The 11,587-nt window shown below is 71.5% G+C and carries 11 protein-coding genes and 1 tRNA gene; 10 read left to right on the top strand and 2 right to left on the bottom strand.

Annotation, left to right across the window (positions count from 1 at the left end; translation table 11 throughout):
• On the top strand, positions 1-969 hold a 969-nt coding region (locus tag NON00_RS22515; protein WP_256025017.1), incomplete at its 5' end, for an iron chelate uptake ABC transporter family permease subunit.
• Between the two features lie 9 nt (positions 970-978).
• Here the strand turns inward: NON00_RS22515 and NON00_RS22510 are convergent.
• Positions 979-1,065, bottom strand: a tRNA-Ser gene (locus NON00_RS22510).
• A gap of 268 nt (positions 1,066-1,333) precedes the next feature.
• Between NON00_RS22510 and NON00_RS22505 the strand changes: the two genes are divergently transcribed.
• Genes NON00_RS22505 through hpxZ form a run of 8 tightly spaced genes read left to right on the top strand, consistent with a single transcriptional unit; the run spans position 1,334 to position 8,839 of the window.
• A complete protein-coding gene (locus tag NON00_RS22505) occupies positions 1,334-2,146 on the top strand; it encodes an isochorismatase family cysteine hydrolase (RefSeq protein ID WP_256025016.1) in 813 nt (270 codons plus the stop codon).
• Complete coding sequence (locus NON00_RS22500) at positions 2,143-2,574, top strand: cupin domain-containing protein (RefSeq protein WP_256025015.1); 432 nt, start codon at positions 2,143-2,145, stop codon at positions 2,572-2,574. The genes NON00_RS22505 and NON00_RS22500 overlap by 4 nt, the downstream gene beginning before the upstream one ends.
• 1 nt (position 2,575) lies before the next feature.
• Positions 2,576-3,382 (top strand): creatininase family protein, encoded by an 807-nt coding sequence (locus tag NON00_RS22495; RefSeq protein ID WP_256025014.1) that lies wholly within the window; start codon positions 2,576-2,578, stop codon positions 3,380-3,382.
• A gap of 4 nt (positions 3,383-3,386) precedes the next feature.
• Positions 3,387-4,481: an ABC transporter ATP-binding protein gene (locus tag NON00_RS22490; protein ID WP_256025013.1), complete on the top strand. Its 1,095-nt coding sequence runs from the start codon at positions 3,387-3,389 to the stop codon at positions 4,479-4,481.
• Entirely contained in the window at positions 4,478-5,530 is a 1,053-nt protein-coding gene (locus NON00_RS22485) for a PotD/PotF family extracellular solute-binding protein (protein WP_256025012.1), read from the top strand. Before NON00_RS22490 ends, NON00_RS22485 begins: the two co-directional genes overlap by 4 nt.
• A gap of 2 nt (positions 5,531-5,532) precedes the next feature.
• Positions 5,533-7,281, top strand: a complete 1,749-nt coding sequence (locus NON00_RS22480; protein WP_256025011.1) for an ABC transporter permease subunit — start codon at positions 5,533-5,535, stop codon at positions 7,279-7,281.
• Between the two features lie 15 nt (positions 7,282-7,296).
• Positions 7,297-8,457 (top strand): amidase, encoded by a 1,161-nt coding sequence (locus NON00_RS22475; RefSeq protein WP_256025010.1) that lies wholly within the window; start codon positions 7,297-7,299, stop codon positions 8,455-8,457.
• 7 nt (positions 8,458-8,464) lie between these two features.
• Complete coding sequence (gene hpxZ, locus NON00_RS22470) at positions 8,465-8,839, top strand: oxalurate catabolism protein HpxZ (protein ID WP_256025009.1); 375 nt, start codon at positions 8,465-8,467, stop codon at positions 8,837-8,839.
• Here the strand turns inward: hpxZ and NON00_RS22465 are convergent.
• Complete coding sequence (locus tag NON00_RS22465) at positions 8,829-10,478, bottom strand: CocE/NonD family hydrolase (RefSeq protein WP_256025008.1); 1,650 nt, start codon at positions 10,476-10,478, stop codon at positions 8,829-8,831. The two genes, hpxZ and NON00_RS22465, sit on opposite strands and share 11 nt — an antisense overlap.
• Positions 10,479-10,587: 109 nt before the next feature.
• On the opposite strand from NON00_RS22465, the gene NON00_RS22460 reads away from it, so the two are divergent.
• Positions 10,588-11,496, top strand: a complete 909-nt coding sequence (locus NON00_RS22460; protein ID WP_256025007.1) for a LysR family transcriptional regulator — start codon at positions 10,588-10,590, stop codon at positions 11,494-11,496.
• Positions 11,497-11,587: the final 91 nt, after the last annotated feature.

Here is an 11,587-nt window from a genome sequence, read left to right as displayed (position 1 = left end):
GCCCCCGCCGAGGCGCGCGCGGCGCGGCCCTGGGCGCGGCTGATGCTGCTGGCCGCCCTGCTGGGGGTGGCCACCGCCCTGGCCCTGATGCTCGGCCCCGCTCCCGACGGCGCCTGGCGCCTCAGCCTGGGCGAGGCGCTGGCCCCTCTCCTGCCCTGGCGCCTGCCGCGTGTGCTGGCGGCGCTGGCGGCAGGGGGCATGCTGGGGCTGGCCGGGCTGCTGGCCCAGCGCCTCACCCGCAACCCCATGGCCAGCCCGGAGCTGCTCGGCCTGCCGGCGGGTGCGGGGCTGGCCATGCTGCTGGGCCTTGGCCTGGGCCTGCAGGAGCGCGCGGCGCTGCTGGCCCTGGCCCTGCCCGGGGTGGCGCTGGTGCTGGGGCTGGTGCTGCTGCTCGGCCGGCGCAGCGGCTTCGCCCCGGCGCAGATCCTGCTCGGCGGGCTGGCGCTGACGCTGTTCATGGGCGGGCTCGTCTCGGTGCTGCTGGCGGTGGGCGATCCACGCGCCCTGCCCCTCGCCGCCTGGATGGCAGGATCTACCTATGCCGTCAGCCTGGGGGAAGCCGGGTTGGCGCTGGCCCTGGGCGCGGTGCTGCTGGGGCTGACGCTGCTCTGCGCGCGCTGGCTGGCGCTGCTGCCGCTGGGGGCGGAGGTGGCGCGCGCCCTGGGCGTGCCTCCGGCGCGGGCGCGGCTCGTGCTGGTGCTGCTGATCGCCGGGCTGACCGCTCCGGCCACTCTGCTGGTGGGGCCGCTCAGCTTCGCCGGGCTGCTGGCGCCGCATCTGGCACGGCTGATGGGGCTGGCCAGGACGGTGCCGCTTCTGCTCGGCACGGTTCTGGCCGGGGCGCTGCTGATGGTGCTGGCGGACTGGCTGGGGCGCGGCCTTGCCTATCCCTGGCAGGTGCCGGCAGGGCTGGTGGCCAGCCTGCTGGGCGGGCCGGTGGTGCTCTGGCTGATGCGGAGGGCGGGATGAGAGCGGGATCGGATGAGGTGGGATTCGAACCCACGATACGCTTCCGCGTATGGCGGTTTTCAAGACCGCTGCCTTAAACCGCTCGGCCACTCATCCAGGCTGCGTGTAACCTTACAGCATTTTAGCTTGCGCGAAAACCCTGGTTCGGGATTGGCCCCATCCCCAGGGGTATGGGCAGGAATCCGGCACCACACCAGCGCTGCCTTTCAGGCAGCGCAATGCGATGGATTTGATGCTTTTCCGTGGCAACTGCAGCTTGCTACCTTTGGCAGGCCGGCAGGGTGAAAAGGCGCGGATACAGCGCCTGCCCTGATTGGCCGCCATGGTCCACACGGCTCCGCCTTCTCGCGCCGGAGCCTCGCATGTGTCTCGCCATCCGGTTTCCCCGCCGCCACCACGCTCCGGCATGAGCGTGCTGCGCCGCCTCGGTCCCTCGGCCGCCAATGACTGGGGCGTCTCCGCCGGGCAGGCTGATCTGGTGCGGCAGGCCCCGCCGCCGTGCCCTGTCTCCCTGCCCGCCCTGCCGAAGCCCATCACCCTGGACCTGGCCCGCACCGCCTTCGTGGTGGTGGATATGCAGAATGATTTCTGCCACCCGCAGGGCTGGCTGGCCTCGCTGGGCGTGGACATCGCCCCGGCCCGCGCGCCCATCGCGCCGCTCGCCGCCCTGCTGCCGGCCCTGCGCGTCGCCGGCGTGCCGGTGGTCTGGCTGAACTGGGGCACGCGGCCGGACCGGCTGAACCTCTCACCAGCCCTGATGCATGTCTATAACGGCAGCGGCGAGGCCGCCGGCCTGGGCGACCCGCTGCCCGGCACCGGTGCCCCCGTGCTGCAGGCCGGCAGCTGGTCGGCCCAGGTGGTGGACGAACTGGCCCCCGAGCCCGGCGATATCCGCGTCGACAAGCACCGCATGAGCGGCCTGTGGGACACCCCGCTGGATTCTATCCTGCGCAACCTCGGCGTCACCACGCTGATCTTTTCCGGCGTCAACCTCGACCAGTGTGTGCTGCACAGCATGGCTGACGCGAATTTCGCTGGCTACGACACGATCCTCGCCGAGGACTGCGCCGCCACCACCAACCCGGATTACTGCCGGCAGGCGACGCTGCTGAATATCCGCCAGATCTTCGGCTTCACCCTCCTCTCCACCGACCTGCTCGGAGCGCTCCGCGCATGATGGCCGCCCCCGTCCTCGCCCGCCATGCCGACCGGCTTCAGGCCTTCCGCATCGCGCCCGACTCCACCAATTACTTCGCCTGCCTGTTCGACCCGCTGGCCGATGGCGTCACCTTCACCCTGGTGGTGGAGATCTTCGAGCCGGGCGGCGCCACCCCGCCCAACACCCATGCGGAAGCCGAGGAATGCTTCTTCGTGCTGAAGGGCACCGGCACCGCCAGCGCCGATGGCGTCGCCATGCCGATCGGCCCCGGCGACTGCTTCACCCTGCGCCCGGGCACTGAGCATATCGTGCACAACACCGGCACGGAAAAGCTCTACTGCCTGACCTTCATGACGCCGAATGAGGGTTTCGCCGAGCTGATCCGCGGCGGCATTCCCGTGCGGCTCGATGCGGAGGACATCGCCGTCCTCACCGGGGCACGCTGAGATGGCGCTTCCTTCCCGCTACTGGCAGGACCTGCCCTGGACCGCCTTCCGCGACCTGCCGAAGGACACCGTGGCCATCCTGCCCGTTGCCGCCATCGAGCAGCACGGGCCGCATCTGCCGGTCTCGGTCGATGCCACCATCAATGCCGGAATCCTGGCGCGCACGCTGGAAATCCTGCCCGCCGAACTGCCCGCCCTCGCCCTGCCGATGCAGGCGGTGGGCTGCTCGGTCGAGCATATCCGCTACCCCGGCACGCTGACCTCGACGCCGGAAACGCTGATCGCGCTGTGGACGGAGATCGGCGAGAGCGTGGCGCGCGCCGGCGTGCGCAAGCTGATCCTGCTCAACAGCCATGGCGGCCAGCCGCAGATCGTGGACATCGTCTGCCGCCGCCTGCGCGGCAAGGCGAGGCTTTTCGCCGTGGCCTGCCAGTGGTCACGCCTCGGCCGCGCACCGGGCCTCGTGCTGAGCGAGGAGGAAGCGAAGCACGGCATTCATGGCGGGCTGGTGGAGACAGCGCTGATGCGCCACCTCGCCCCCGCCCGCGTGGAGATGGCGCGGGCGGAGAATTTCCGCTCCGCCTGGGTGGAGCAGGAAAACAGCTTCACGACGCTGGTGCCCGAGGGCGCCGTGGGCTTTGGCTGGGAGACGCAGGACCTCCACCCCTCCGGCGCGCTGGGCGATGCCTCGGCCGCGACCGCCGAGACCGGCGCCGCCGTGCTGGAGCACGCCGCGCAGCGCCTCGCCACGCTGATCGCCGAGGTGCACCGCTTCGACCTCGACACCTGGCTGCGCGCGGGGCCGTGAGGGCATGGCGCATCTCGAACTCGACCGGCTGACCAAGAGCTATGGCGGCGCCGCACCGGCGGTGGAGGATGTGTCTCTCCGTGTCGAAAAGGGCGAGTGCATCGCCCTGCTCGGCCCGTCCGGCTGCGGCAAGACGACGACACTGCGCATGGTGGCGGGCTTCATCCGCCCCGATGCCGGGCATATCCGCCTCGATGGCCGCGCCATCGAGCGCGACCCGCCGCACCGGCGGCGCATCGGCATGGTGTTCCAGTCCTATGCCCTGTTCCCGCACATGACCGTGGCCGGCAATGTCGGCTTTGGTCTGGAGATGCGCGGCGTGGCGGCAGCGGAGCAGGCGCAGCGCGTCGAGGCCGCGCTGGCCCTGGTGGGGCTGGCCGATTTCGCCGCGCGCTATCCGGCGCAGCTTTCCGGCGGGCAGCAGCAGCGCGTGGCCCTCGCCCGCGCCCTGGTGATCGAGCCGGATCTGCTTCTGCTGGATGAGCCCCTGTCCAACCTCGACGCCACGCTGCGCGGCGAGATGCGGGCCGAGATCGCGCGGCTGCAGAAGCGGCTCGGCATCACCACCCTCTTCGTCACGCATGACCAGGAGGAAGCCTTCGCCCTGGCCGACCGCATCGTGGTGATGGCGAAGGGCCGCATCGTCGAGGCCGCGCCGCCGCGCCGGCTGAGCGAGGCCCCCATGGCGCTGTTCACCGCCGGCTTCCTCGGCGCGCGCAGCGTGCTGCCGGGGCGGCGCGACGGTGCGGTGTTCCGCACGGAGGCCGGCCTCACCGTCACGCTCTGTGGCGAGGTGCCGGAAACACCGAGCCATGTGGTGCTGCGCGCCGCGCGGCTCCGCCTCAACCCCTTCGAGGCGGGCGGCTGCGGCCTGCCGCTGGAGGCCCCCGCCCGCATCGCCGAGGCCGCCTGGCTCGGCGACCACATCGCCTATGAGGTGGAGGCGGCCGGCACGCGCATCCGCGTGCTGCGCCCGACCACCGAAGCCGCCTTCGCCCCTGGCACGCCCGTCCGCCTGCTGGCGGGGCCGGAGGCGATCACCTGGATCGCGCAACCTGAAACCGGGCAGCCCCTCGTGGCTGCGGGAGAGCATCGATGAGCCTGTCGTTGAACCGCCGCGCCTTCGGCCGGCTTGCGCTCGGTGCCGGCGTGCTGGCGCCCTATGGCTTCAGCCGCAGCGCCCAGGCGCAGATCAAGAAAGGCGATGAACTGACCGTCGGCATCTGGGGCGGCGCCCAGGAGCGCATCACGCGCGAATTCTGCGCCAGGCCGCTGGAAGAGAAATACGGGGTCAAGATCAATTTCGTCCTCGGCGGCACGGTGGAGCGGCGCGCCCGCGCCTATGCCGAGCGGGGCCGCCCCTCCTTTGATGTGCTCTACCTCAACATCTTCGAGAGCCGCCAGGCGGTGAAGGATGGCGTGACCCAGGCGCCGACCGATGCGGTGCCGAACTACGCCAATCTCTACCCTTCCGCGCGGCTCGGCGGCTATGGCGTGGCCTATAACCCCGTCACCATCGTCTATGACAGGCGCAAGGTCTCCTCGCCCATCACCAGCTGGAAGGATCTCTGGCGCGACGAGCTGCGCGGCAAGCTGATCTGGCCGAGCTATCCCGGCGCCGAGGGCACGGCCGCGCTGCTGATGGCGGCAAAGATCTGGGGCGGCTCGGAGAAGGATATCGAGCCCGCCTTCAGGAAGCTCGCGGAGCTGAAGCCCTTCGCCGCCTTCCAGTCCAGCCAGGACCAGCTCTTCACCATGTTCGACCAGGAAGTGGGCGCGGCCAGCATCGAGTTCGGCAGCTTCACCCGCTCCTATGCCGAGCGCCGCAACCCCAACATCGTCATCGCCGACCCGGCCGAGGGGCAGGTGATCGCGCTGAACGCCGCCTGCATCACCGTCGGCACGAAGAACCAGAAGCTGGCCGAGGAATGGGTGAACCTGCACCTCTCCCCCGCCTGCCAGCAGCGCTATGCGGAGGAAATCTACTACAGCCCCACCGTGCGCAACGTGGAACTGCCGCCAGAGCTTTCGGCCAAGCTGATCCTGGGCGACGAGGCCGTGCACAAGCTGGTGGATTTCGACTGGGATACGGTGATCGCCAATCAGTCGCGCTGGTCCAGCCGCTTCGCGCGCGAGATCGCGGGCTGATCATGGCAGCGGCGTCGCGCGGCGGCATGGCCGCGAGCTTCCCCGCCATGGCTCCGGCGGCGCCGGCCATCCCCTATCTGCTCTGGCTGGCCGCGGCCTTCGCCGCGCCGCTGGCCACGGTCTTGCTGCTCGCCTTGCAGGAAGGGGGCGATGTCTTCACGCCGCTCTCCCTCTCCCCCTCGGCGGCGCAGTTCACCGAGATCCTGGGCGATGGCTATTACCGCCGCGTCATGGCCGACACGCTGCTGATGGCGGCGGGCGTGACACTGGCGGCGGCGCTGCTCGGCTATCCGCTGGCGCTGTGGCTGGTCCGCCTGCCGCCGCGCTGGCGGCCGCTCGGCTTCGCCTGCATCCTGGTGCCGCTGCTGACCAATGTGGTGGTGCGCTCGCTCGGCATCATCCTGCTGCTGGCGCCGGGCGGCATCGTCTCCGGCGTGGCGCAGGCGCTGGGCTTCGGGCGGGTGAACCTGCTGTTCGGCTGGTTCGCCGTCGGGCTGTCGCTGCTCCAGGTCTTCCTGCCCTACATGGTGCTGGCGCTCTACGATGTGCTGGAGGGGCGCGACCGCCGCCTGGCCGAGGCCGCCGCCGGGCTGGGCGCGGGGCCGGCGCTGCAATTCCTGCGCGTCACCCTGCCACTGTCGCTCGGCGGGCTGCGGGCGGGGCTGGTGGTCACCTTCCTGATGGCTTCCACCGCCTATGTCTCGGCCACGCTGGTCGGCGGCAAGAAGGTGCAGGTCAGCGGCATGGTGGTGCTGAAGGAAGGGCTGGAACTGCTCAACCACCCGCTGGCCGCCGCCATGGCGGTGCTGATGCTGGCGGCCTCGGTGCTGGCCACGCTGGCCATCGGCAAGGCGGTGGGGTTCTTCACCCCCTGGCTGGCGCAGCGTCCTCCGCGCGCCCCCCGGCGCCTGCCGCCCCCTCTGCCGCCACACCTGCGCGCGCCGCTGGTGGCGCTGGCGGAAGCCGCCGGCCCCTGGCTGGGCCGGCTGCTGCTGGGCCTCGCCCTGGCGCTGCTGCTGTTTCCGCTGCTGCTGGTGGTGGTCGCCTCGGTGAACGACACGCCGCAGGCCACGGTCGCCGGCTTCCAGGGCTTCACCTGGCGCTGGTATGCGATGATCTTCGAGGATACGCGCTACCTCGCCGATGCCTGGACGAGCCTGCAACTCGCCCTGGCGGCGGCGCTGATCGCCCTGGCCCTGGCGCTGCCCGCCTCCTTCGCCCTGGCGCGCGGGCGCTGGCGCGGGCAGGAGCAGCTGGGGGCGCTGATGCTGCTGCCCCTCGCCCTGCCCGGCATCGCCATTGGCCTCGGCATGCTGCGGCTGCTGCAATGGTTCAACGCCCTGCCACCCTTCCTCGGCATCCTCGCCGTGCATGTGGTGCTGATCGCGCCCTTCATGCTGGCCATGCTGCGTGCCTCCGTCGCCGGGCTGGACCGGGCGCAGGAGGAAGCCGCGGGCGGCCTGGGCGCCGCGCCCTGGCGGGTGCTGTGGCGCATCACCCTGCCACAGCTTGCCCCCGCCATCGCGGTGGCCGGGCTGCTGGGCTTCCTGCTCTCCTTCGGCGAGGTGACGGTGACGGCCTTCCTCACCACGGCCCGGATGCAGACCCTGCCGGTGCGCATCTATGCCGAGGCGAGCTTCAGCCTGCAGAATACCGTCAATGCCGTCAGCACGCTGATCATCCTGGTCACGGTCGCGCTGCTGCTGCTGATCAACCGCGTCATGCCGCTCGACCGCGCCTGGCGCCGCTGAGGATTTCTGTCCGTCATGGATGATCTGAACGCCTTCGTGCCGGGGCCACAGCCGGATCTGCCGGGTGAGCCCGGCGGGCCGCTGGCCGGGCTCACCTTCGCCGCCAAGGACCTGTTCGACGTGGCGGGCTTCCCCACCGGCGCCGGCAATCCGGACTGGCTGCGCACCCATCCCCTGCCCGGCCGCCATGCCACCGCCGTGGCCGCGATGCTGGCCGCGGGCGCCCATCTGAAGGGCAAGACGCAGACGGATGAGCTCGCCTTCTCGCTGAATGGCGAAAATGCCCATTACGGCACGCCGCGCAACCCGCGCGCGCCGGGGCGTATCCCAGGCGGCTCCTCCTCCGGCTCGGCCTCCGCCGTGGCGGGCGGCGTGGTGGAGACGGCGCTGGGGACGGATACCGGCGGCTCGGTGCGGGTGCCCGCCGCCTATTGCGGGCTCTATGGGATGCGGCCGAGCCATGGCGCCATCGCCGTGGCAGGGCTGGTTCCCCTGGCCCCGCGCTTCGACACGGTGGGCTGGTTCGCGCGTGATGCCGCCACCCTGGCGCGGGTCGGCCGGGTGCTGCTGCCGCCGGCGGACCCCACCCCCATCACCCGCCTGCTGGCCCTGGAGGATGCCTTCGCCCTGGCCGGGGCGGCGGTGACGGAGGCCCTGGCGCCCGCCCTGGTGGCCCTGCCGGAGAGGGCGCCCCTCACCCTGGCGCCGGAAGGGCTGGGGGCCTGGTTCACAGCCTTCCGCATCCTGCAGGGGCAGGATATCTGGCGCACGCATGGCGCCTGGATCGCGGCCACGCGGCCGCATTTCGGCCCCGGCATCGCCGAGCGCTTCGCCTGGGCCGCCAGCATCACGGCGGCGGAGGGCGCGGAAGCCGAGGCTGGCCGCGCCCGCGCGCTGGCGCGGCTGGAGGCGGTGCTGGCGCCCGGCACCGCCCTGGTGCTGCCGACCACCCCCGGCATCGCCCCACGCCTCGCCACGCCACCGGCTGAACTGGATGGCTTCCGCACCCGCACCATGACGCTCACCTGTATCGCCGGGCTGGGCGGCCTGCCGCAGATCACGCTGCCCTTTGCCCAATCAGAGGGCTGCCCGCTCGGCCTCTCGCTGATCGGGCCGCGCGGGGCGGACCGCGCCCTGCTCGCCTTCGCCGAAACCCTCACCCCGCCGCAGGAGTAACGCCGCCATGGAGATCAATATCCCCGAGATCGTCGCCGAAGTGACAGAGGCCTTCCAGCGCTATGAGGCGGCGCTGGTCGGCAATGACGTGGCCGTGCTGGACAGCAGTTTCTGGGACAGTCCACACACGCTGCGCTATGGCGCGACGGAAAACCTCCATGGCTTCGCCGAGATCGCGGCCTTCCGCGCCGCGCGGCCCGCGCAGGGGCTGGAGCGCACGCTGGCGCGCACCGTCATCACCACCTATGGGCGGGATTTCGCCACGGCGAATACCGAGTTCCACCGCCCCGGCAATCCGCGCACCGGGCGCCAGAGCCAGACCTGGGCACGGATGCCGGAGGGCTGGCGCGTTGTCGCCGCGCATGTCTCCTTCATGGGCTGACGGCGCCGGCCGGCACCACCGGGAGCATCACGCATGACGGCGTGGCACCGCCCTGGCGCAGCGCCAGGGTGATGATGCGCTCCTCCCCGGCCGTCGCGGCCAGGGGGGGCGTGCCGGTGCCGGGATTGACCGCGAAGGCAGGGAAAGCCGCCCCGGCCACGGAGAGGCGCAGCGCATGCCCGGCCGGGATGGTGGCGCAGAGGGCGCGCATCGCCACGCGGCGCGGGCCGCCCTTCGCCGCATCGCAGCGCAGATGGCCCTGGGTCAGGTTCCAGGCGCGCCCATCCGGCGCCACCATGCTGAGCACCACGGAGAGATCGAAGCTCGGCTGGTCCGCCTCCGCCCAGAGTTCCGCCGTGACGGGGCCGCAGAGGAAGAGCGGCGCGGCGAGCGGGGCTCCGGTGAAACAGGCGACATCGGCGCGGTCATCCACGGCGCTGCGGTCCTGCATGCCACCCGGGGCACCATGATGGCCGCCCAGCGAGGGCACGGGCCGCCAGGGGTCGTGCACCCAGTGCTGCACGCCCGCCGGCCCGGGTTCCGCCACCAGCCTGCCCCCGCCGCCCGAGGCGGCCAGCCCGTCGCTCTCCAGCCAGAGCGGCGTGTCCTGCCGCGCGGGCCAGGCCAGGAGATGGTGCCAGCGATGCGCGCCGAGATCGAAGAGCGAGAGGGCGGGTTGCGCCTCCCCCTGCCCCTTCAGGTGGCGATCGAACCAGGCGAGTTGCAGGCGGTCGATGGGCGAGACCGCCTCAGGGCCGAAATCCACCGCGCCAACGCGGCGGCCCCAGGGCAGATGCGTCCAGGGGCCGACCACCAGACGCTGTTCCGCCGTGCCGCGCGCCGTGGCGGCGGCATGGCCGGAGAGCGTGCCCATCAGCATGGTGTCGTACCAGCCGCCGACATGCAGCATGGGCACGTCCAGCGGATGCGCGGCGAGGCGCGAAGCAGGGGCGATGGCCTCCCAATAAGGATCGGGGCCGGGATGGGCCAGCCAGTCCGGATAATGGCTGTGGGCGCCGTGGCGCCGCATCACCTCGGGCAGGGCGCGGGCCGGTGTGGTGAGCGGCAGGGCACGGGCTGCGGCCTCAAAGGCTTCGGCCGCAGGCTGGTCCCCCTCATGCCGGGCGCGAAGCCACCCCATCTGTGCGCCCCAGGAGAGGTTGCCGGCCAGCGGGAAGGCCCCACCCTCCCAGGCCCAGTCGGTGCGGAGGTCCCAGCCGGCCATGACCGGCGCCAGGGCGCCCAGTTTGGCTCCCCCCGCCAGGGCGAGGAACTGCGTCACCGCCTGATAGGAAAAGCCATACATGGCCACCTGCCCGTCGGCGCCCGGCAGATCGGCGGCCCAGGCCACGGCGGCGGCGCCGTCCTCCTCCTCGGTGGCGAAGAGGCGGAACTGGCCGCCGCTGTCGCCGGTGCCGCGCACATCCTGCACCACGACGAGATAGCCGCGCGCCGCGTACCATGCGGGGTGCGCGAAGACCAGGGTGGAGGCGATACGGCGGCCATAGGGCTGGCGCATCAGCAGCACGGGGAAGCGGCCCGGCACCGCGGGGCGCCACAGATCGGCGGCGAGTCTCGTGCCATCCGGCAAGGTCTGGTCCAGGCGGCGGGGCTCGGCGACGGGCAGCAGGGCAGTCACGGGTGCGGCTTCTCCGGCGGGGCTTCCCCATTAGGCCGCCGCATGGCGCTGCTTGTGAAGCAGCAAAAACAGACCATACTGCGCACTTTCCGGCAGCGCGGAGAGTAGCATGCTGCATGGGCGAATGTTGCGCTACCTCGACGAGGTGGCGCGGGCCGGTTCAATCCGGAAGGCGGCGGCACGGCTGAATGTCGCCTCCAGCGCGATCAACCGGCAGATCCTGGCGCTGGAGGAGGAGATGGGCACCCCGCTCTTCCAGCGCCTGCCGCGCAAGCTTGTGCTGACCGCCGCCGGCGAGGTGTTGCTGGACCATGTGCGGCAGACGCTGCGCGGCTTCGAGCGCGCGCAAGGCCAACTGGCCGAGTTGCGCGGCCTGCGCCGGGGCGAGGTGTCAATCGCGGTGATGAGCGGGCTGGCGGCGACACTGGTGGCTCTCGCCCTGCCCCGCTTCCGGCAGGAGCATCCGCGCGTGGTGCTGCGCGTGAGCATGCTCTCCGGCCCCGAGATCATGGCCGCGGTGCTGGAGGGGGCGGCCGATTTCGGCCTGGGCTTCGATCTGGCGGCCGAGCCACGGCTGCGCAGCACGGTGCTGGCGGATGCGGCGCTGGGCGCGGTGATGCAGCCCTACCACCCTCTGGCCTCGCGCAGCGCGCTGCGGCTGGTGGATTGCGCGGGCTATCCGCTGGTGATCGCTGACCGCTCCATGGCGATCCGCCCCTATCTCGAAGCTGCCTTCGCGCGGGCCAGCCTGCCGCTCGATCCTGTGCTGGAAAGCAATTCCATCGAGGTGATGCGGCGGGCGGCGGCCCTGGACCAGGGTGTGACCTTCCTCACGCCTTTCGACATCCTGTTGGAACGGCGGACGCGGGAACTTGTCTATGTGCCCCTGGCGGAACTGGCAGGGCGCGGGCAGTCCCTGCGGCTTGTGTGCCGTACACGGGGGAGCAGCATGGCCGCCGCGCGGATGGAGGAGATTCTGGGCCGCTTCTTGGCGGAAGAGTTGACGGCGACAGGCTGACCCCAAAAAGCAAACCCCCTGCTCTTTTGAGGGAGAGGGGGTTTTGATGGGATGCGGGGACAGGATTTGAACCTGTGACCTTCAGGTTATG

The sequence above is a fragment of the Roseomonas sp. GC11 genome, assembly GCF_024437745.1.
In the GTDB taxonomy this organism is placed as follows: Bacteria; Pseudomonadota; Alphaproteobacteria; order Acetobacterales; family Acetobacteraceae; genus Pseudoroseomonas.
The sequence above is the reverse complement of the archived record's forward strand: the minus strand, read 5'-3'. Positions and strand labels throughout refer to the sequence as shown.